The 21,480-nt window shown below is 71.8% G+C and carries 15 protein-coding genes; 11 read left to right on the top strand and 4 right to left on the bottom strand.

Annotation, left to right across the window (positions count from 1 at the left end):
• Positions 1–24 precede the first annotated feature (24 nt).
• On the top strand, positions 25–378 hold the full coding sequence (locus Aau02nite_RS12560) for a CATRA system-associated protein (protein WP_212988553.1): 354 nt from the start codon (positions 25–27) through the stop codon (positions 376–378).
• A complete protein-coding gene (locus Aau02nite_RS12555; protein WP_212988552.1) occupies positions 353–1,999 on the top strand; it encodes a CATRA conflict system CASPASE/TPR repeat-associated protein in 1,647 nt (548 codons plus the stop codon). The genes Aau02nite_RS12560 and Aau02nite_RS12555 overlap by 26 nt, the downstream gene beginning before the upstream one ends.
• Here the strand turns inward: Aau02nite_RS12555 and Aau02nite_RS12550 are convergent.
• The 3 genes from Aau02nite_RS12550 to Aau02nite_RS12540 are packed head-to-tail and all read right to left on the bottom strand — an operon-like array spanning position 1,996 to position 7,089.
• The gene (locus Aau02nite_RS12550) at positions 1,996–5,244 is read right to left on the bottom strand and encodes a helicase HerA domain-containing protein (protein WP_212988551.1); all 3,249 of its coding nucleotides are present in this window, start codon (positions 5,242–5,244) and stop codon (positions 1,996–1,998) included. The genes Aau02nite_RS12555 and Aau02nite_RS12550 overlap by 4 nt on opposite strands.
• A complete protein-coding gene (locus Aau02nite_RS12545) occupies positions 5,244–5,921 on the bottom strand; it encodes a hypothetical protein (protein WP_212988550.1) in 678 nt (225 codons plus the stop codon). Before Aau02nite_RS12545 ends, Aau02nite_RS12550 begins: the two co-directional genes overlap by 1 nt.
• Positions 5,914–7,089 carry an endonuclease domain-containing protein gene (locus Aau02nite_RS12540; RefSeq protein ID WP_212988549.1) on the bottom strand — a complete coding sequence of 392 codons (1,176 nt, stop codon included), beginning with the start codon at positions 7,087–7,089 and terminating at the stop codon, positions 5,914–5,916. The genes Aau02nite_RS12545 and Aau02nite_RS12540 overlap by 8 nt, the downstream gene beginning before the upstream one ends.
• Before the next feature lie 86 nt (positions 7,090–7,175).
• On the opposite strand from Aau02nite_RS12540, the gene Aau02nite_RS12535 reads away from it, so the two are divergent.
• The 9 genes from Aau02nite_RS12535 to Aau02nite_RS12495 all read left to right on the top strand — a co-directional run bounded on the left by Aau02nite_RS12535 (position 7,176) and on the right by Aau02nite_RS12495 (position 16,866).
• Positions 7,176–7,871 (top strand): hypothetical protein, encoded by a 696-nt coding sequence (locus Aau02nite_RS12535; protein WP_246595083.1) that lies wholly within the window; start codon positions 7,176–7,178, stop codon positions 7,869–7,871.
• A gap of 10 nt (positions 7,872–7,881) precedes the next feature.
• A complete protein-coding gene (locus Aau02nite_RS12530; RefSeq protein WP_212988548.1) occupies positions 7,882–9,840 on the top strand; it encodes an ATP-binding protein in 1,959 nt (652 codons plus the stop codon).
• A gap of 146 nt (positions 9,841–9,986) precedes the next feature.
• Complete coding sequence (locus tag Aau02nite_RS12525) at positions 9,987–11,834, top strand: hypothetical protein (RefSeq protein ID WP_212988547.1); 1,848 nt, start codon at positions 9,987–9,989, stop codon at positions 11,832–11,834.
• A gap of 149 nt (positions 11,835–11,983) precedes the next feature.
• A complete protein-coding gene (locus Aau02nite_RS12520) occupies positions 11,984–12,805 on the top strand; it encodes a vWA domain-containing protein (RefSeq protein WP_212988546.1) in 822 nt (273 codons plus the stop codon).
• A gap of 40 nt (positions 12,806–12,845) precedes the next feature.
• Entirely contained in the window at positions 12,846–13,628 is a 783-nt protein-coding gene (locus Aau02nite_RS12515; RefSeq protein WP_212988545.1) for a hypothetical protein, read from the top strand.
• Entirely contained in the window at positions 13,625–14,272 is a 648-nt protein-coding gene (locus tag Aau02nite_RS12510) for a hypothetical protein (protein WP_212988544.1), read from the top strand. Before Aau02nite_RS12515 ends, Aau02nite_RS12510 begins: the two co-directional genes overlap by 4 nt.
• Positions 14,273–14,345: 73 nt before the next feature.
• Positions 14,346–15,176 (top strand): hypothetical protein, encoded by an 831-nt coding sequence (locus tag Aau02nite_RS12505; protein WP_212988543.1) that lies wholly within the window; start codon positions 14,346–14,348, stop codon positions 15,174–15,176.
• A 44-nt stretch (positions 15,177–15,220) separates the two neighbouring features.
• The gene (locus tag Aau02nite_RS12500) at positions 15,221–16,363 is read left to right on the top strand and encodes an OmpA family protein (RefSeq protein WP_212988542.1); all 1,143 of its coding nucleotides are present in this window, start codon (positions 15,221–15,223) and stop codon (positions 16,361–16,363) included.
• Positions 16,363–16,866, top strand: coding sequence for a hypothetical protein (locus Aau02nite_RS12495; protein ID WP_212988541.1), 504 nt, complete (start codon positions 16,363–16,365; stop codon positions 16,864–16,866). The genes Aau02nite_RS12500 and Aau02nite_RS12495 overlap by 1 nt, the downstream gene beginning before the upstream one ends.
• Here the strand turns inward: Aau02nite_RS12495 and Aau02nite_RS12490 are convergent.
• Positions 16,838–21,475: a hypothetical protein gene (locus Aau02nite_RS12490; protein ID WP_212988540.1), complete on the bottom strand. Its 4,638-nt coding sequence runs from the start codon at positions 21,473–21,475 to the stop codon at positions 16,838–16,840. The two genes, Aau02nite_RS12495 and Aau02nite_RS12490, sit on opposite strands and share 29 nt — an antisense overlap.
• Positions 21,476–21,480 lie beyond the last annotated feature (5 nt).

The raw sequence follows: 21,480 nt of genomic DNA, 5'->3' as shown, positions 1-21,480 counted from the left end.
CCAGCGCCGGTTACCATCGGTCGCATGCCCGATTCGGACGGTCCCCGTTCCCTGCCCCCCGAGCTGGTCGAGGACTTCCTCGCGGTCCTCGACGACACGGACAGCTGGGAGCGCGACGCGGCGTCGTGGACGGCGATCGACCAGGTCGTCCAACGGGCCCGCGCCGCTGCCCTGGCCGGGGACGCGGCTGCCTTCCAGGACGCCACCACGGAGCTCGATCTGCTGGGCGGCGGCCGGGGCAACGACGCCGGCAGCGGCGCCAAGGGCAAGCCGTCGGCCGAGCAGCGTGGGTCGACGGCCGAGCTCAAGCACACGCTGACGGCGGCGCAGCAGACCGGCGCGGGTAAGTCGAGTGGTGATTCCCGTAAGGGTCGCTGACCAGGAGCTGGTCGTCCACCTCTTCGCACCGGTCGACGGCCCGCACGCCACCGGCGCGTACGCCCAGCTCCGGCAGACGTGGCAGCACTGCCGGGAGTTGCTCGGCATGACCGCGCCGCTGCGGCGGCCGGGACCACCCCGGGACCTGCCCGGCACTCTCGCCGAGGTGCCCCGCGACCCCGGCGGACGGGACCTGCTCGTGGCCGCCCAGCGCCATCCCGGGCAGCTGCACCAGGCGATCCTCCGCCGCTTCCATGCCGTGCTGAACCTCTCGGTGATCCTCTCCCCCGGCGTCGGCCCGGACCGCCCGGCCGGAGCACCGGGCTGGATGGAGCTGGCGCGGATGTGGTCGCGGGCCGCCGGTCCCCTGCCGCACCACCTGATCGGCACGGCGTCGCTGTTCCTCGGCAAGGCCCCGGAGGATCACCTGCTCGCCACGGCCGACCCCGGCCTGGCCGAACGGTCCGCCGTGGACCTGCCGCGCGGGGACCTGCTCGGAGGGCCGGCGGACGGCTGGTGGCACGACGGCGTCGGCACGACCGGCGGCTTCGCGCTCTGGGAGACCAGCCGGCACGACCCCGACGACCGGCGCGAACGCCGCTTCCTCATCCTGGCGCGCCCGGACCGCGACGAGCAGCTCAGCGACTGGACCTGGTCCAACGGTGACCCGGTGATGCCACCGCTGGGCCGCTACCTGCTGTACGCCGCCATGCTCCGCTACCAGCTCGGAGTGTGGAGCGGGGCGGACGACCTGCGCCAGGTCCAGGCCCGGCTCGATCGCAGCAGCGCCGGAGAACTGCCCGGCATCCGGTCCGACCTCGCGGCCTGGCGGGCGTCGGTGACCGACCTCCGCGAGACGATGAAGGCCATCCGGGGCGACATGCACCAGGCGCTCGGCCCCGACCTCCCCGGGCTCACCGCGACCGGCCCGTTCGCCGACGACCTGCGCCTGCTCGCCTGGTTCCGGCGCGAACTCAAGAACGATCTCGCCCACCTGGCCACTGCCGACAGACGGGCCCGCGCCCTGAGCCGGATCCCCACCACCGCACCGCACAAGGAGAACTCGCCGATGCCCGACCCCCGTGACGTCTTCGTGATCCACGGCCGCGACGACGAGGCCCGCCGGGCGCTGTGGACGTTCCTGCAGGCCATCGATCTGCACCCGCTCGACTGGGAGGAGGTCGTGCAGCGCACCGGCACACCCACCCCGTCGATCGGCCAGATCCTGCGGAAGGCGTTCGAGCACAACCAGGCCGCGATCGTGCTGCTCACCCCGGACGACGGCGCGTCGCTGCACCCGAGCCTGCGGGGGCACGACGAGCCCGCGTACGAGACGGAGGTGACCGGTCAGGCCCGCCCGAACGTCCTGCTCGAGGCGGGCATGGCCCTCGGCCTGCAACCCGAGCGCACGGTCATCGTCGAGATCGGCAAGCTCCGCCCGGTCTCCGACATGGCCGGTCTCAACGTCGTCCGCTTCAACGGCACGGTGGAGAGCCTGAACAAGATCGCCGTCCGGCTGGCGGGTGCGGGCTGCTCGGTGAACACCCGCGGATCGGACTGGCTGAACGTGAGCCGCTTCGAGAAGCTGACGGCGTACACCCGGACCTTCAACCGGCCCTAGGTTTCGGCGCCGGTCCGCGGGCGGTTCCCGTCGCGCCCGGCGCTGGCGTACCGGATGACCTCCTCCTGGGTCAGGGGACTTTTGGGATGGTGGCTCAGGCACAGTGACGTGCGCACCTTGTCGAACGAGGTGCCCTCCAGGGCGATGTAGAACTCGCCGCCGCGCAGTTGCGAGATGCCGGGCAGGTCGCCGCCCTTGGCCCGGGCGACCTCCCGGGCCGCCTCGATCTGGACCGGCGCGTTGAGCAGGCCGAAGAACTGGGTGGCGGCGTTGCCCGGGATCTGGTTGTGCAGGCCCTTCGGCGACTGGGTCGCGAAGATCAGGCCGAGCCCGTACTTACGGGCCTGGGAAGCGAGCGACAGTGTGCTGCCGGTGCAGGCGGTCATCGCCCCGGAGGGAGCGAACGTCTGCGCCTCGTCCATGACGAACAGCCCGCCCAACGGCCGATCGCCGGCCGGGTTCCTCTTGATCCAGGCGAACAGGGCCATCTGCAGCTGGTTGACGAAGCTCTGTTTCTGATCGTCGTTCGGCAGCCCGATCAGGCTGATCACCGAGACGCGGGCGCGTTTGCCCCCCTCGGGCGTGAGCAGCTCACCGGGGTCCACCGGCTGTCCGACCCCGCCGAACAGCGGGTCGATCACGGTGGCGGCGATCAGCGACTGGCCCAGGTCGGCCGCGATCTTGGTGGCGTCGGCGCCGAATTCGCTGGCTTCGTCCGGGAGGTCGCCGAGCATGCCGATGAAACCGCGCAGTGACGTCTCCCGGTGGCGCCGGGCGTAGTACACGAGGGCCTCCTTGAGAACGGCTCGGCCCTTCTGCGCCTTGGCGGTGCTGCCGTCCACCTTCGCTCGTGGCGCCAGCGCGGCGAGGGCGGCGTCCACCGCCGCCTCGAACTCGTCGACGTCATCGATGAGCTGGCCGAAGTCCGGGAGCGGCTGGAAGGTGATCGGCCGCCCGGCCGCCCGGCGGGGCGTGTAGATCACCACGTCGGTGTGCTCCAGATACTCCCGCGCCTTGTCGGCGTCGCCCGGACGCCAGGCGGCCGGCGTCTCCGGCCACGGGTCACCGAGCCGGGCGAGGTCGTTGTTGGGGTCGAGCACGATCGTCGAGACGCCCTGCAGCGCGCATTCCTCGATGATGCGGCGCAGCAGGACGGTCTTGCCGGAACCCGAGCCGGCGAAGATCGCCGTGTGCTTCCGGAGCGCCTCGAGTTCCACCGTCACCGGCTCGGTCGTGTCGAAGGTGACGCCGAGCGAGATGGCGGGCCGGAGCGGCGTCCTGACCGGTGAGACCGACGCCGGCACCGGTTCATCGGCCGATGCCTGTCCCTCTGCCTGCGCGGGCTCATCGACCGGCGCCGGCTCGGTCGCCGGTGCGGGCACCGTCGCCGGTGCGGGTGGGGCCAGTTCGGGCGTCGGCAGGTCGCTCGCCGCGTCGGCCAGAGCTTCGCGCAGGAACGCGACCTCTCCGGTGGGTTGCCGCGCCACGAGCCAGGCGGACAGGTCCGGTGACGCCTTGGCGAGCAGATCCCGCAGCGCCCACAGGACACGGAGATCGTTGTGGCTCACCGTCAGGCGCCGGCCACCGGCCTGCTCGAAAGCGGCCACGGCCTCCCGGTTCTTGGTGCTGGTGGGCCAACCGGCGTTGCGGAGCAGGAACAACCGCCGACTCGGTACGCCGTTGGCCAGGCCCGCCTCGGTGCAAGCGGCACGAACCCGGTTGAGCACGGCATTGGCGTGATACTCGGCCGAGACACCACGGAATCCCCAGTGGGCCTCTACTTCCGCCTCGTCATCGAGCGTGCGGCGGAGCCGGGCGTGCAGCGCTGGTTTGGTGCTCGGCAGCGGGTCCTGCTCGAAGTGCCGGCCCGCGGCACCGCGCTCGCCGATCCAGGCCCTCAGCCCGGCCGACAGCAGACCGGGCAGCTCCAGGTCCTCATTGCCGGGGTCGAGCACGTCGTCGACCGTGGCTGCCGCCTTGAGCTCGGCGAAACGCTGGTCGAGCGCGCTCAGCTCGGCGTCGGGTGGCCGCACGACGACAGGGGTGTCGGTGGCGCCGGCGCGCGGCAGGCGCAACTCGGCCAGCTCGCTGACCACCCCGTCCCCGACACACGTACGGATGTGGTCGTCCACGATCTGCAGGAGCTGGCGGGGCTTGTAGTTCACCGCGTCGTCGAACGCCTGTGTCTTGATCGGCCAGGTGTCGTAGGGCGCGGTGAAACCGGCTGCCTCGTAGAAGGGTTGCAACCGTCGCGCCACCAGTTCCCGGCCGATCGTCGCGGTGGGCACCGAGCCGAGGTGCCGGCGGGCGACGAAGCGGTCCTGGACCGACGCGATCGCGTACTTCTGGATGACTTCCCAGGTCGCGTGCTGGGCGGCGATCACGGTCAGTGTCTTGTGGGTACGCTCGCGCAGGTCCATCAGCCCGTTGGCGATCTGGTCGAGCTGCAGGGAGTCCTGCCACTCGGCGTCCTGCCCGGCCTGCATCGCCTTGGCCACAGGAGCGAGCAGCCCGTCGATCTGGTCCACGGCGATCACCGACGGGCCGGTCAGCGACAGCAGCCGGGAGATCTCACTGACGACCTTCTCCGGCGGATGCACCTCGCGGGGCAGGCCCCACGGTGCTCGCTCGCCCGGCTCACATTCCTCACCGGACTGCAGGAAGTTGCTCCCCACCTCCCGGGCGCGGAAGTCACCGACGCTGGAGAGGGCGAGGGCCCGGACCGTGTGCCGGCATTCCATGGCGACCTCGGGCGCGTGCGCGTAGATGGCGTTGAGGAGCGCCTCGACGGCGGGGCGGTCCAGGGGTGTGGCGCCGATGAGCGCCTGTCGCTCCGCGAACGACACCCCGGTCAACAGGGTGAGCCGGCGCATGAACACCTGCGCCTGGGTCTCGTGTCCGTCGACCCGGCGGGCCAGACCGGTCAGCATGGAGTGCGCCACGCTGTGCCAGAAGCGGGTGCCGTCCAGCAGGCTGACCAGGAAGAAGTAGCCGTCCTGGCTCTGCACCTGCTCGCGTACCCAGCCGAGGAGATGGGTCTTGCCGGTGCCCCGCTGGCCCTGCACCACCACGCCGACCGGGCTGCCCGACGGGCGTTCCCGGGCGTCCTCGATCGCGTCGAGAATGCCTCGGGACACCTCACGGTTCAACGTGTCGACGTGGAACTCCGAGCGACGCCACACGTCGTCGGCGGTCGGGGTGACGTTGATCCGGAGGCCGGACAGCGCTTTGAGGCCGGCTTCCATCACAGTTCCTCGATCATCAGCGTGTGGTGATCCCGGCTGCCGATGACGACGGCGGCGGCCCGGTCGCGGCCGGTCAGGCCCTTCTGATTGGTCTCCTCCTCGACCAGCACCCCCGGCATCCGCGCCATCAACCGCAGCACGCCGTCGACGTCCTCCCTGGGCACGTCGCCCAGGTGAGCTCGAAGGTCGGCGAGTCCGACCCAGCTGCCGACCGGATCTGCCAGCTCCCGGTAAGCGCGGCGGACCCGCTTCTCCACCTCGTCCGCCGGCACGTGCGTGACCGCTGCCGGCATCGCGACCGCGGGGCGCTCGTCGCTCTCGATGTGTTCGCCGAGCACCTGAGCCAGGCTGCGGCCGGTCTTGTCGAGGTAGTGCTCCAGCCGGCGCAGGACGGCGTACAGAGCCTGGCCGGCCGAGCCGGAACCAGGCGGCACCTCCCGGGTCAGCTCCTCACGGCCCCACCGCCAGCCACCATCGGCCAGCGAGAAGAGAAAGGATCTCTTCTCCTTGCGGCAATCGATCAACTTCGCGTCGACCAGCTTGAGCCGGGACTTTCCCGTCAATGTCAGGCCGGGCGCGTACTTCTCCTCGATCTGTTTGTTGGAGAGCTCGGCATTCTCGGCCAGGAGAATCAACAACAGCGCGCGTTCCGGCAGAGACAGCTTCACGTCATTCATGGATCGCCCTTTCACGGTTTACGGCCCGACGCCCGTCAAGGAATTGACGAAGTTGTGACATGACCAGGTCGCGATGGTGGACGACCTGCGTATTGGTGAATCTGAGGACGGCGTAGCCGGCGAGCTGCAGCTGCACGTCACGCTGCCGGTCGTCGGCGAATCGCAGCGGTTCGCGGTGCTCGGCGCCGTCGATCTCCACGACGCATCGCTCCGCGCGCCAGAGCAGATCGACACGGACCGGATTGGTCAGCGGGTGTGCCTGGTGGATCTGGTTCCATTCCCGGCCGACTGCCCAGTCCACGCGAGCGAGAGCGTCCTCCAGCGACTGCTCGGCCCGACTGGCCGGGTGCGGCCGTCCGGCGATCGCGGGATATCCGACCACGCCTGCCGTGGGCTCATCGGGGCCGGCCTCCTCGATGGGCGCGACGCCCCCGGCCGGCGGCCGGAACGGCACGCGCGCCAGCTCGTCGATCGCACCGGGTGGGCCTCCGGCGAACCAGATCCCCATCCGGCCGTTGTCGGCGAGCCACCGCCCGGCAGACCCGAGGGCCTGCTCGTTCTCCGAGGTCAGCGGCGATGGCAGCAGGACCAGGACAGCCAGGCGCCGACGGTCGAAGCTTCGGGCGATCACCTTCGACAGTTCGGCCGCACGGACCTCCGCGGTGAAGCGTTCCGGTGCCCGGGCTGCACCGAGAGCCCGCTCGGACAGGTCGGCCAGGAACGGCCCGAAGTGGTCGCCGTCCCGGGCGGCCCGCAGCGCGATCGACCGCACGGCGACCGCTCCGGCACCGGCCGGACCGTCGAGCATGGCGGCGGCCGGCAACCAGGCCGGGAACAACTCGCGGGCCACCTGGTCCAACCGGTCCAGCAGATCGGCGATGAGGTGGTTCGCGCGGCGTGGTGCGACGGCCTCGTACGTGATGATCGCGGGCGCGCCCGCCGGCAACGGTTCTGTCGACAACGCCAACGCGGGTCCGGCCGCTCCCTCGATGACAATCGGCTGATCAAGCGGTAGATCCGTCCAGGCCTGCGCCACACCACATCCTTGCCGTACGGGTCCATGGATTGTCGTGGCACATTCAAGATCAAGGCAAGACCATTCATCCTGTCGGATACTGCCGCAGCCGGCAAAAAATTCCGCCGACCGCCCCTTCAGCGGATATGTCATTTCGGCTAAGGGACCGCGGCAGTCACGGCCATCGAGAAACCCGCATGGTCTGGCGAGCCGGCGTGGACCTTTCTAGACTGCTTGCCGTGTCTCTCACCGGGTCCGACAAAATGCGGGTGACCAGCCGCGGGCAGGACGCCGTTCGGATTCTCTTGATCATTTCTGCGAGCGCCACACCGATCCCGCCGCCCGCCGGCGATCCGGCCCTGGCCGACGTGGTGGCGGTGCTGGAGAGCCAGGTGCTGCTGCAGAAGCTCGACTTCTGGGTGCGCAACCCCGACTTCCTCGCCGACGAGCTGCTCAACGAGTACGAGCGCGGTGGCGGCGCCGAGTTCCTCGAACTGGCCGGGGACATCCTCGCCTCCGACGAGCCCGAGGTGCGGCGCTACCCGATGGTGCGGTACCTGTTCGGCGCCTTCGAGCCGCTGGACGACGCGCTGGCCGTGCTCCGCAGCGCCCACCTGGTGGTGCCGCGCAAGCGAGCCTCCGCCGCCGGCCGGATCCAGCGACACGACTATTACCTGACCCGAGCGGGACGATCAGCCGCCGACCAGATCGTGCACGAAGTACCCGAGTTCACGTACTTCGTCGACCGTACGCGGCTGGTGGCCCGTCTGGCCGACGGCCACGGCGGCAGCCGGCTGAAGGCACGGCAGTATCAACAGGACGAATATCGCGACGCGGTGATCGGTGACCGGATCGCCACGATCGCGCCGCGCGTCCAGGAGCGCTGGCGCCGGTGCGCCGACGGACGCCGGCCACCAGCGGCACCTGCCGCATGAGGTGCGCCCCGTGAACGCCGACGAGCTCACGACACGCATCGCGGTTCGCGCCGAGGTGCCGGTGCCCTTGGTGGAGCGCCTGTTCGAGGAGCACGATCTCTCGCCGGTCCTGTCCGGTGCCCTGCCCCGACCGATCCACTTGCGCCGGCTGCGCATCGCCGGTACGCGGTCGGTCGAGCCGGTGGGCCCCTTCGACCGGGTCCTGGAGTTCGGCGACGGGCTGACTGTGCTGGCGGCCGACAACCTCCGGGGCAAGACCAGCGTGCTCGAGCTGATCACCTGGTGCCTGCGCGGTTCGCCCCGCGACGGTCTTCAGGGCGTTGTCCGCGGCTGGCTGGACCGGCTCGAATGCGACGTCACGGTGGCGGGACGCCCCCTCGGGTTCCGCCTGCTCATCCGGGGCGGGCAGCTCGCCGAGGGCCGGGTCCTGTCGGCGGCTGACGAGGCGAGCCTGGCCGAGGGCGGCCCGACGGTCGTCGAACTCCTGCACACGCACCAACCGGACACGTTCGCCGCCATGGTGGGGAACCTGATGATGGAGTTGCTGGATCTGGAACGGCTGGAGGCGTCATCCAGCCGCAGCGCCTCCGGCCGCACCACGTATGGCTGGCCGGCGTACTTCGGCGCCCTCTACCTGCCGCCGGGCGGCGACTCGGCCCTGCTGGGTGACGTGGTCGTCGGTGGTCTACCTGGCCGGCTGCTGCAGGTGTTCCTGGATCTGCCGGGCGCCGCCCTGCTGACCCGGATGAGAACTGCCCGCGATCAACTGGCGGAGGCCGGTCGGGCGGCCGAGGCGGATGCCGCCCGCATCCGGAACCTGTTCGTGGACCAGCGCGCCGAGGCGGAACGCCGGTTGGCCGAAGCGCGGGCCGAACTGGCGGCCCTCGGTGAACCGGCCGGTGCCGCGTCGTTGGTCGGCGACGTCTCCCAGCTCACCACTGCGGCGGTGACGGCGGAAGGCACCCTCCGCGAGGCCCGGGAGACCTACGAACTGCTCCGCTGGCAGCGTCGGCTCGACGAGAAACGACTCGCCGATCTGAGCGAGCACGAGGCGGCGCGGCTCTTCTTCCACGCCCTCGACCCTCAGGTGTGCCCGCGCTGCGAGGCGCCGATCAGTCCAGCCCGGCGTGCGGCCGAACGGACATCCGCGATCTGCGCGGTGTGTACCGAGCCCGCCGCATCGGTGGCTCCCGACCCCGCGGAGGCCGAGGCCGTCCGGCAGGAGGTGCACTGGCGTCTGGTGGCCGGCCAGCACGCCGAGGAACTGGCCCGGCGCCACCTGGAGGACACCGCCACGTACGCCGGGGACCGCCGGCGTGCCCTGGCCGATGCCGAGGCCGCCCTGGCCAGGGCCCGGACCGGAGACACCGAGGAGCGACGGCGCGCGCTCGTCGGCCGGACAGCCCGGCTGGAGGGCGCCGTCGAGGCGTGGCAGTCGCCGCCGACACCGACGTGGCACCCGCCTGCCGATCTGCGGGCGGTGCTGGACGCGGCGGTGGCCGAGCTGACGGACCTGCAGGCGGCCGCCAGCGACACCCTGTTCGAGGAGCTCAACGCGGACATCGCGGAGCTCGTCCGCGACTTCGGCTTCCGCAACCTCGACCGGGTCGTCGCCGACCGGGCCGGACGACTTCAGGTCTACAAGAGCGGCGGTCCGCGGGAGTGGTTCAGTACGCAGTCGGCGGGTGAAAGGCTCCGGCTCCGGATCGCGGTGGTGGTCGCCCTGCTCCGGATCGGTCACCGCCACCGCGTGGCCACCCATCCGGGCCTGCTCCTCATCGACAGTCCACGGTCCGAGGAGGTGCAGGACGAGAACGCCGCCGCGCTGCTGAGCGCCCTGGAGCAACTCTGCGAAGCGACACCCGGGCTGCAGGTGCTGGTCACCACCGCGGACGAAGAACTGGTCAGAACCACCCTCACCGCGTCGACCATCATCTCTCCGCCCGGCCCCGGCCAGCCGTTGTGGTGACGGGCGGTGAGCTCGACCGGTTGCTCCTGGCGACCGGAGGGCGGCCGTCGCCTCTCGACGACCTCATCGGGCGCCTTACCGGGCCCGCGGTCGCGGAGATCGAATCGTGTGCGGCCGGTCCGTTGGCGCCGCTGCTGTGTGCCGCATTGACCGAGCAGCTGCGTGAGCGCGGTGACGCTTCCGACGACGTCGTCACCGCTGTTCTGCACGGGCTCACCGGACAGCAGAGCGCCCTGGCCCTGCTGGACGCCACCGACGAACTGCTCAGCTCGGACGTGTTCGTCGCGTCGTACGGTGTGCGCCTGCACAAAGCGTTTCTGGCCGGCGTCCGGACGCCGCGGCCAGTGGTCGCAGCGGCCTTCGCCGAAGGCGCGCTGCGTCTGGCCCTCGCCGGTTTCGGTGACGTCGCGCGAACCGTGGTGATGCTGACGCCGGACGACCCGCACGGCCTCGACCCGGACTACGTGGCGCGGCTGCCGCGGCTGCTCGGTGCGGCCCTCGACCGGTGGGGCCTGGGGCAATCCGTCGGCGGGTCGTTGCGGGACACGCTGGCGGAACTCCAGCTGATACCGGCGGCGGCCGCGGCCGCGGCTTTCGAATCCGGCTTGCACCAGATCCGCTCGGCGGCCGATCCGGGCACCGACGACCCGGTCGCGCTGCTGGTCGCGGCCCGGAAGAATTTCGCCCACGCCGAGGCCGGCGAGGAGTCCGGCAGCGATGCCGCCTTGTACGGCAGCGGAATAGACGCCGTGATGGCCTTCCGACGCGGCGACGAGCTCGCGCTCCGACAAGCGCGCCAGTCGCTGCACCGTCGGCTCGGCGATCGCGCCGACGGACTTCGGGGCGGGCATCTCCCGGCCTGGCGCCGTCCCCGCGCCGAGGCCGGCTTCGCCTGGAACCGGCTGGTGATGATCCTGACGCGGGCGCTGGACGCGGCCACTCGACCGGCATGGCTGGACGCCTGGTCGATGATCGATGCGGTCGTCGACGCGTACGTCCTGGACCGTGCCGTGGTGCCGCTGGCCGGACCAGCCGACGCGGATAGCTTCGGCCGGGTGCTCCGGCCGGTCATCACGTCGTCCCTGCACGGACGCGAGACGTTGCTCATGCAGCTGCGGGTCGCGGCGACGGACGACGCCGATCGCGTCGGCCGGCTACGGGAAGTCGTCGCACATCTCGACGCGCCGGCGGCTGTCACTTACGACGACGACAATTCCCGGCTCCTCTCGCTGGCACCGTCCATGGTGGCCGAGCTGGGGCTGCCCGACGCCGCCCGCCTCGCCCACCAGGTCGACGACGACACGCTCCGCCTGGTGGAGGGCATGGCGTACAACGCCATCGTCCGCCGCGGCAGCCTGCGCGATCCGGTCATCGCCGACCTCCTGGAGCGGCTCACCACTGATCTGCGGCCCTGCGCCGACTACACCGGGTTCGTCCGGCAGTATTTCGACGCGCTGATCGCCGAGACGGTCGCCTTTCTGGCCACCCGGCATGACCTCCAGCGTTCCGCGGCGGTCGACTATCTGTTTCCGGCCCGCCCGCCGCCCCGCGAAGTCCGCCTCCAGGACGACTTCGCCGACTGGCTGCGCCGGGGTCTGCTGGCCGGCCACATCGATGTCGAGGTACCGAACGTGGCCACCGGACGGGCCGACATCAAGGTGGGGTTCGGGGCGACGCGCTTCTTCGTCGAGGTCAAACGTGAGCTCCGGACCAGCGCCCGGGCCGAGCTGGAACGCTCGTACCTGACTCAGGCCGCCGACTATTCGGGCACGAGCGCCACGCTCGGTATGTTGCTGGTGCTCGACCTGACGTCGCATCGGGCGGGCGTGCCGCACCTGAGCGAATGCGCCTGGGTGACCCGCCGGCGACCCCCGGGAAGCGGCGTCGACCGCTATCTCGTGGTCGGCCGGGTGGTCGGCAACCGCCCGACCCCAAGCACGTACTCGCAGCCGGCGAACCATCCGGCCACCTCTGACCCGGCGACGGGAAGCTGAGCGCCCACAGCGTCACTCTTCCGGGTGATCCACCGATGCGGCGTCCGTCTCTGTCAGGCGGAGTCCGACCGTTCTCGTCCGTCAGTACATGGCGTGCCTCCCAGGACACTCGAACATCCACGATTGACGGCAACCTCCCCGGAGAGGTCATGACCCAGCGCGACAGCGATCTCAGAAGAAGTGTCTATTCCCGTACGGCGGTGGGGCGTGCCGGATATGCGGCCCGTCCGCCGTACGTGATGCCTACGTGGTTGCGCCGCCTGCTCTTGGTCCTGCTGTGCTTGCTCCTGTTGCTGCTGGCGCTGGTCGCCTGTCACGAGGAGCAGAAGCCGGAGACCCTGTCCGGTTCGACGCTGACCGGCGCGCGGCTCACCACCGGCCCGATCTGCCTGGAGGAGGCGGTCGACGTCTCCGGATCGATGCTGGAGTACACCGCGCAGCGCGAGCGGGCCGAACGTGAGCTCTTCGCCTTCGCCAAGCGCGAGCTCCAGCCGACCGACTCGCTGGCCACGGCCTTCTTCGCCGGCTCGGCGCAGGTCACCCTCCCGCCCACCGGACTGCAGTCGCTGACCACCCCGGCGCCGCCGCCGGGTCAGCTGAAGGACGACACGTTCCTGGTCCCCGCCGTGGTCGAGCTGGTGAAGGCCCGCCTGACCAACCCGCAGCCCTGCGCCTCGCGCGCCCTCGTGATGATCACGGACGGCGTGGTCAGCGACATCCCGGCCGAGCTCGAGACCGTCCTGAACGCGGCGAGCTACACCCGCATCTATGCCGTTTCGCCGACGAGCGGGCGCGGCGCTCTCAGTGGAGGTCTGCTCGACTCGGTCAGCGTCTACGAGTTCCACGGCGGTGGCACCTCGGGACGCATCGCCTCGGTGCTCAACGACGCCCGCCCGCTCGACGTGATCTTCGGCGACATCCTGGCCGATCTCACCGGCCAGCGCCTCACCAAGTCCGATCCCGACGCCTAGAGACAGTGGCCGCCCACGGCCGCGGAAAGTCAGTTTCGACATGAGCAAGAACGAGGTGGAGCGGCGCAGCCGGCGCTGGACACGCCGCTCCGAGAAGCCCATCCGGTACGGCCCCCTGGCCCGCTGCGCCGACTGGTGGTGCGCCACCCGCGACGCCCGCAAGGGCCTGCCCGAACTGCCCGAGGACGACCGCCGGACACTGGACGCGGACATCCCCACCGGTACGCCGCACATGTCGTTCCTCGGCCATCAGGGCATCGAGCGGATGGCCAAGGAGTGGATCGTCTACCAGTCCGAGGTGGCCGACCCGATGGCCCACCAGAGCGACCTGCAGGCCAAGCGGGAGGCGCTGCGGGACGAGCTGACGATCGCCACCGAGCGGTTCCAGACACTCGACCGGGGCGCGGCCGATTCCTCCCGGGTGGCCGGCGAGGAACGGACCGACGCCGGGGTCGTCGCTCAGCGTCGCGCCAAGGCCTACGCCGCCAAACGCGCGGAGGCGAAGGCGAAGGTCGACCGGCTCACCGCGGACCTCAACCGGATGACCGCGGAGATCGCCCAGATCGCCAAGCAGGTCGCGATCCGCAGGGAGATCCACGAACGCCGGGCCGACATCATCGAGGCCCACATCCGCCGCCGCCGGGCCGCCTACGAGACCCGCCTGGTCCGCAAGCACCCGCACGGCCTGTTCCTCAACCGGCTGCTCCGACCGGAATGGCCGGAGGTCCCGACGTGGGCCGCCGCCCCGGCTCGGGTGCCGCAGGCGCGGGTGGAGGACGGGGAGCACAGTCTCGCCGATCAGAGCGGAGGTAACCGATCATGAAGCGCATCCCCGGCTTCGGCCGCCGCGCGTACCAGTCCGGCAAACGGTCCCGAGCCACCTTCGCCGGCCCGCCCACCCATCCGCTCGATCTGGTGAAGCCGCCCGACTACGAGCTCGACGAGAGCTGGCGGGACACGACCCGGGCGGAGGTGAACGGCCTGATCGACTCGCTGAAGCCGAACGCGCTGGACGCCGGCACCCGCGAGGTCGTGCACAACTTCATCAACGCGCGGGTGCTCCGCTCGCTGAAGGAGATCGAGTCGCTGCGGGCCGAGCGCCGGGCGATCGCCCGGGTGCTGGTCGGCATGGCCAACGAAGAGGTCTCCCGGCGGGTGCCCGGCTACGAGGTGGACTTCGCCCGGGCGTCGCACGCCCGGACGGCGGTGGCTGACGCGTACGAGAAGCTGACCGGCCGTTCGGCCGCCGAGTTCCTCGCCGCCGCACCGGACCGGCCCGGTGGCCGCCCGCTGCACTCGACCGTCGGCGGCATCGACCTGCACCTGGACGATCCGCTGACCTGGCTGGAGAACAGTCGTGGTGAAGGCCGCAAGCGCGAGCCCCTGCGGGACCCGGACATCGATCTGCCACCCGACCCTGACATGACGCACGACGACGAGCCCGAGGGACGCCGAGATGGAAAGTAGCGCGCCGGTTCCCCCGGCTGAGAAACCGAATCGCTGGTCCTATCAGGGTGCGGCCGATGTCGGCGGGGCGCCCGTGGGCGACCTCGGGTACAAGGGCGCCCTGCTGATGGCGGCCGCGGCCGACGCGGCGGCCTTCAGCGCGGTCGTCTCGCTGATCATGGCGAAGCACCAGTGGTGGGAGATCTGGCTGATCGTCCTCGGCCTGACCGTGATCGCGCTGATGCTGGCGCACTTCGCCGGCCGGATGGCCCGCGACGACGCGGCCGCCCACGGCCGGGTGCGGTGGCCCGTCGTGCTGGTCTGCGGTATCCCGTGGCTCGCGCTCGGGGCGGCCGCCGTGTGGGTGCGGATGCGGAACGCGCCCAGCACCGGAGATCTGCTGGACGACTCCGCGAGCGCGAGCACCGACATGTTCTCCAACGCGCTGCTGTTCCTCGTCCTCTACATCGCGTCCGGGATGGTCGCGGGCGTCGGGGAGTTCCTGACCCGTAACCCGCTGCGCAGCTCCTACCGCAACCTGATGAAGGCCTACCGGAAAGCCCAGCAGAAGCTCGCGAAGACCCAGCCGCCGTTCGAGCGGGCCATGTTCGTCCGCGAGATCCATCGAGCCTCCTTCGAGGAGGACGACGAGGTGCTGCTGAACGCCAAGCTCGACCGGCTCGCCTTCGGCGAGGAGCTCAAGCAGTACGCCCAGATCACGATCGCCGCCCATCTGCAGGACCCGTCCGCGACCGACGGCATGACCGAGGGCGACTGGCGTCCGATGCGCCGCCCGCCGCGCCTGCATGTGGTGCGCGACGACCCGGAGGACCAGCAGACAACCGACGAGAAGACGACGCGGGCGCCCCGGCCGGACGGCGACGACCGTACCGCTCCGGACGAGCCGCCGGGCGCCGTCGCATGAGCCTCCCTCCCCATCACCATCGACTGCGCAAAGGTGACCTCGACATGCGTTCCTTCCTTGCCGGGCGCGCCATCACGGCCGCCATCGCAGCCGCGGGCCTGCTGGTGACCGCCGCGGCCTGCACCCGCACGCCGGAACCCGAGCCGTGCCCGACCATCGCCCAGCCCGGGGTGGCGGTCGCCGTCGGTGCCCGCGCCAACAGCCCGAAGCCGGCGATCCCGACGGCCGTGGCCGACTATCTCACCAGGATCGAGGACAAGAAGGGCATCACCGTCGTCCGCGTCGACGGCGCGCCCAGCATCTCGTGCGGGATCCGGTTCCACACCGAGGCGGTGAACGAGACGGCCAAGAAGCAGGACAAGTACGACTTCGGCAAGCGCGCCGTCAATGAGCTGCGGAAGGCCCGCGCCGCGCAGCCCGAGGCGGACACGTTGGGTGCCCTGACCCTGGCTGCCGACTCGGCCGGGCCGGGCGGCCTCGTCGTACTGGCCGACTCCGGCTTGCAGACCAAGGCGCCGCTCGACTTCCGCACCGAGGGGATCCTCTACCTCCCGCCGGACAAGATCGTCGAGCAGCTGCGATCGGACAACCTGCTGCCGGACACGAAGGGCAAACGAGTGGTGCTCTCCGGCATCGGCTACACCGCTGATCCGCAGAAGCAGCCGCACCCCGGTATCCAGCGCCGTCTCGTCGCGATCTGGACGGCCATCGCCCGGGCCGGCGGCAGCACCGACGTGCAGGTGGCCGACCAGGCCGACACCGGCGCCGCGGTCACCGACAAGCCCAAGGTCAGCACGGTCAAGCTGCCCGATCCCGACCCGGTCAGCGCCGCCTGCGGTTCGGTCATCGTACTCCCGGACGGCGGCGCGGTCGGTTTCCAGCCGGACCAGGCGGTCTACCGCGAACCGGCCCGCGCCAAGGCCACGCTGTCCACGGTGGCCGACTTCCTCGAGCAGAACTCGGGCGCGAAGGTCGAGGCCACCGGAACGATCGCCCACCACGGACCGAACGTGCAGGACGCGGGGCTGGCGCTGCACCGGGCCGAGGCGGTTCGCGACACCCTGCTGGAACTCGGCGCGAGCCAGGGTGACATCACCCCGCGCGGCGGCGGCTGGGGGCCGTACCCGGGGACGGGTGACGAGGTCGACCAGCGCAACCGGCGCGTCGTGCTGAAGATCAGCTGCTGATGGTGGCCCGACCGCCCCGCAGCATCCTGGCCCTGACCGAGGAGATCATCGAGGACCGGGCGCCGCGGGACGTGCCCATCCTGTCCGTGGTGAGCCAGGCCTTCTACGAGGTGCCGGCCGTGCGGCGGAAGATGGCCGCGACGGTGGAGGCGATCTACCGCAGACAGTCACCGACCGCGTTCGACGCGAGCGATGGATCACTCGTCCTGCAGCTCACCCTGGTCCTCCTGAACGGTGCCGCCACCGGCGCCTTCGACGACGCCACCGTCGAGCGTGGGCGTCCGGTGGCGGACTGGCTGGCTCGGCGCCGGTTGTCGTGGCGACTACGCCGGCGCCGGGCCGCCCAGGGGGCGGACACCCCGATACCGGCCCTGCCGCCGGTCCGGGCGTCCCAGATCGCCGGGCACGCGCGCCGGCTGGCCGGCCGGTGCGGTCTCACCGAGGCGGAGGCCGAGATGTACGCCGGCCGCCTGGTCAGCGTGCTGGAGGAAGCGCCGGTGTGAGGCGCGGGTCGTCGCCGGTCAGGGCGAGCATCACCGTCAGCACGGCGGGATGCCGCCGGGCGAGGGCCGCGCCGGCGCGCAGCAGGTCGCCGACCGGGCCGGGCCGCCCGGTCAGGTGCCCGACGTCGGGGGGAAGGCCGACGACCACGCGGCCCGCGGCACGGTAGAAGTCCGCGGTCAGCCGCTCGCCGCCGGTCGTCGCCACGGCCGCGAGCACCTCGGCCGTGGGACCGATCGTGAGATCGTCCTCAGCGGTGGCGAGCAGGCCCATGAGGGCCGCCTCCCGGTCCGGACGGTCGAGGGCGGCGAGAACGGGCCCATGGGCGTCCCGCTCGGCCAGGTCCAGGACGGCGGCGCCGAGGGTGTCCCGGGCCCGGACGAGCTCGCGGCAGACCGGAGCCAGCAGGTCCGCGCGTTCGGTCCGGATCAGGGCCTGCTGACCGGCCGGGCCGGCGGCGACGAACCGGTCGGCGAGTTCCCGGCCGCGACGGCCGCGATAGGCGGCGGCGATCCCACCGGCCGCGGCCGCCGCCCGCAGGTCCGCCATCTCCTGGGCCTCCTCCGGCGTCAACGCCAGCAACGCTTCGCGGACGGCGAGGTCTGCCTCCGCGGCGAGCAATCCGGGATGGGCCGCCAGGTAGTCGCCGGAGTCGACGGCGACCCACTCGGCCGCCGCGGCGAGCAGATCGACGTCCACGACCAGCCAGTCCGGTACCGGTCCGCCCCAGCCGCTGTCGAAGGCCCGCGGATCCGGCGCCCGATGCCGCCGCGCCTGCTCATGCAGCAGCGCGATGTCGGCCCGGTCGAGGCCGGGCTGTCCGGCCACGGTAGCGAGCCAGCCCGCGGCCCGTGGATCGGCGGTCCTGGCCGCCACGGAACGGCTCAGCAACGTCCGTACCGGATCCTGGGTGATCAACCGTGCCCACAGCTCCTCGACTCTCGCGCGTGCCGATGGGATCGACTCGTAGACGGTCAGCACCTCCGCCATGTCCTCGGTGCCGAGGTCGATCGATCTCTCGAGCGCCGTGGCGGCCGCGTCGGTCTCGTCGAGCCCCAGATGAGCCTGCGCGGCCACGACCAGGGCTTGGGCGAGCACCGCCTGATCCGGGCTGAGGTCCATGACCTCCCCCACCGCCGTCAGCGCCGGCCCGGGTCGGTCCGCCTGCAGGCAGGCCCAGGCGAGACGGATCAGCGCCGGCGCGACAGCCCCGGCCGGACCGAGCTCCCGGTGACGTTCGACCGCCTCGGTGGCGATGTCGATCGCCTCCGCGGGCCGGCCGAGGCCCTCGAGGTGGAGGATGGTCAGCCGGTCCAGCGCCGCGGCCAGCGACCGTAGGCCGGCCTGGCCGCGGGCGAGACGCCGTCGCACTCCGACAGCCTCCTCGAGGCTGACGGCCGCGTCTCCGAGCAGGCCTGCCTCGCGCTGAGCGACTGCCAGATTGCCCAGAGCCGCCGCCAACGTCGTCCTTCTGCCCGGCTGGGTCGCGACCAGCGCGCGCAGCAGCTCGACCGCCTTCGCCGCGGCCGGGACGGCGCTGCGGGGCCGGCCGCTCCGGCGGCGGACCGTCGCGAGTGCCGACCACGCGGCGGCCGAGGTGGGGTCGGCGCCCACGGCCCGCAGCGTCAGAGCTTCCGCATCCGGCAGGTCTCCCTCGGTGAGGCGGCACAGCGCCAGCCGCAGCAGGGCCTCGGCCAGGTCGGGTCGGCCGGGCAAGGTCTCGATCAGGTCGACGGCCTGCCGGGCGGCACTCTCGGCTGTCGCCCGGACCGTCACCGGCAAGGCGGATTCCGAGGGCGGCGGGACCAGCAGGCTCCGGGTCCAGGCGAGGTGGGCGCGCAGGAACCCATCGGCGCCGAGCCCCGGGCTCGACCGGGGATGCCCGGCGACGATCGCCCGGCCGACCTCCGGGTCGTCCGGCGCGCTGGACAGGGTGGCACTGAACAACGTGAGGGCACGGGCCCAGTGCGGCCGGAAGGAAGGCTCCCGCCCGGCCGCGACCCAGAACAGCGTCAGCGCCTCCCGCGCCGAGACGACCGCGGCGGCCTCATGCCCGAGTGCGAGCTGGGACTCGGCCAACGCGGTCAGAGCGACGGCCAGATTGGGCTGCACCGCTGTGTCCCCGTCGGTGATCGCCCGGCTGAGCCGCACCGATTCCTCCGCGGCGGCGTACGCGTCGACCGGCCGGTCCATCAGCCTCAGGCATTCGCTCAGACCGCCCAACGCGCTCGCCAGGCCGGCCTCGGGACCGCCGGCGGCACGATAGAGGGACACCGCCTCACGTACCGTCTCGAGAGCGGAACTGATCACCCCCGCCCGCCGCCGGGCGATCGCCAGATCGGTCAGGGCCATCGCGACCTCGGCGCGGTAGGCCGCATGACGTTCGGCCAGTCGCCGGTAGAGGCCGACTGCCTCGACGCCGGCGGCGACGGCCTCCCCGGCCGGCCCGGCTTCCGCCCAGCAGACAGCCAGATTGGTGAGGGCCCCGGCGAGATCGGCCAGGGAGCCGGGATCGTCGGTGAGCAGCCGCCGGAAGAGGTCGACCGCCCTGCTCGCCGCCTCGGCTCCCGGCGCCGGCCGGCCGAAGTCCCGGAGGATCACCCCCAGGCTGTCGAGCGCCGTCGCCAACGCGTGCGACTGCTCGGGCAGCGCGGAATAGAGGCGTACGGCCGCCTCCGCATGAGCGACGGCGGCGGATCTCTGCCCGGCCGACCGCAGGACCGCGGCCCGTCCGGCCTCGGCGAGCGCCACCCGGGACCGCAGCTCCGGCGCCGACGAGGCCAGGCGGTGCAGCAGGCTCATCGCCGTGTCCCCCGCGTCGATCGCGTGCCGCCAGGCGTACTCCCACAGGTAGACCGGGTCGTCGGCGGGCGTGCCACCGTCGATGATCGCGCGGTAGCGATCCAGCAGGGCGACCGCCACCGTGATCGCCCTCGCATCGCCCGGCACGAGTCGCACGTCGAGGTGCCCGGCCAGCGACTCGTGGGCGAGACGGTAGGTGGCCACGCCGGCGGTGCGGTCCTGGATCACGAGGTGGCCGAGCCGGCCGAGCAGCCAGAACACGTCGTCGCGGTCGACGGTCAGGCCGGCCGGCGCGGTGGCCGCGGCGACGACGATCCACTCCTGTTCGGGGAAGCCGGAGCCGTAGGACCAGGTGAGCGTGGCCAGCAGGTGACGGCCGAGCGCACCGGGAGTCATCCCGGGCGGCAGGGGCGCCCGGGACCCGGGTGGCTCGACGGCGGCCAGCTCGGCGGCCAGCAGAGCCCGTACGGACGTGTGCAGATCGTCACCGTCGCCGCCCCGGACATGCGCGGTCAGCCGGTGCGCGAGCAGGAACGTGGGCGCCGCGCTCATCACGAGATCGGTCAGGTGGGCGGCCTTCCCGGGCTCCAGCACCTCGACGAGTCGTCCCCGCACGTACTCCCGCAGGTCCCTCTCGGCCTCGGTGCGGTGCTCCGGATCGTCGAGGTCGAGCAGGGCGACCGGTTCGAGGACGGCGATCAGGTCGCCGGTGTCCCGGGTCCCGACGATGACGCAGGCCTCGGTGGCCAGGGGGACAAGAACCTGCTCGGCGATCGCCCGGCTGTGCTCGCCGGCCTCGTCGAGCCCGTCGAGCACGAGGACCGGACACCGGCCGAGTCCCCGCAGGTGCTGCCGGACCTGGTCGGCGGTGCGACCGCGCGCGTCGACGTATGCAGCCGCGATCTTCCTGACGACAGCGATCAGGATCGCTGTCTTGCCGGAGGCCGGGGGTCCGGTCAGGACCCGCAGACCCCGCTCCCCCGCACCGGCCCACGACCGCACGACCTCGACGGCGCCCGCGCGGCCGAGCAAAGTGAAGTCCTCGCCGGCGATGATCCGATCGACCGGGCGGGCCGGCACCCCGGATGTCGCGTCGACCCGGCGGTTCCGCAACAGGTCCGCGGACAGGCCGACCCGCGCGAAGACGACCTGTTGCACCGGCCGGTCGTCGCGGCTCGAGGGCATCGCGAGCAACATCCCGTTGCCGATCGCGTCGCCGGTGACGTAGGCGCCCGACCATGAAGGCCGCAGCGACGGGTCGGTGGGGCCCCGTTTCAGCAGCCGGCGGAGGCGACGGCCGAACAGGCCGTCCACCGCGGTCCCGTCCGGTCCGGTCGAGGCCAGCATCCCGGCCCACGGCTGGGCGCCCGGCCGCTGCTGATGGAAGACGTGCGCGGCGGCCTGCAGCGCGCTGAACGCTCCCGTGCCGGCGAAGCACACGTCGATGACGCAGAGCAGCTGGGTGGTTCCCGACGCGGCGATGGCCAGGACCAGCTCCGACAGCAGCAGTCCCGCGCCGGGATGCCCTCCGCTGTTCTCGGCCAGCAACCGGACTTCACCGTTGAAGATCCGGCCGTGTCCGCTCCAGGCGAGGATGACCGGCTGCGGATCGTCCGCCTGCCGGACCTGCTCGAGCAGCTCGCGCACCTCGTGCTCGGTGGGATCGCCGAGGACCGTGCCGTCGACCTGGTCCGCGAGCAGCTCGTGCAGCCGTTCGGTCTCCCGCCGCGCTGCCGGGAGCCGGTCGTGACCATGGCGGTAGTGCTCGACCCCGATCCCGATGAAACGGGGTCGCAGCCAGGTGGACATCCGCG

Source organism: Actinoplanes auranticolor, assembly GCF_018332655.1.
Taxonomy (GTDB): Bacteria; Actinomycetota; Actinomycetes; order Mycobacteriales; family Micromonosporaceae; genus Actinoplanes; species Actinoplanes auranticolor.
Note: the sequence above shows the minus strand (reverse complement) of the source record. Positions and strands in the feature narration are given on the sequence as shown.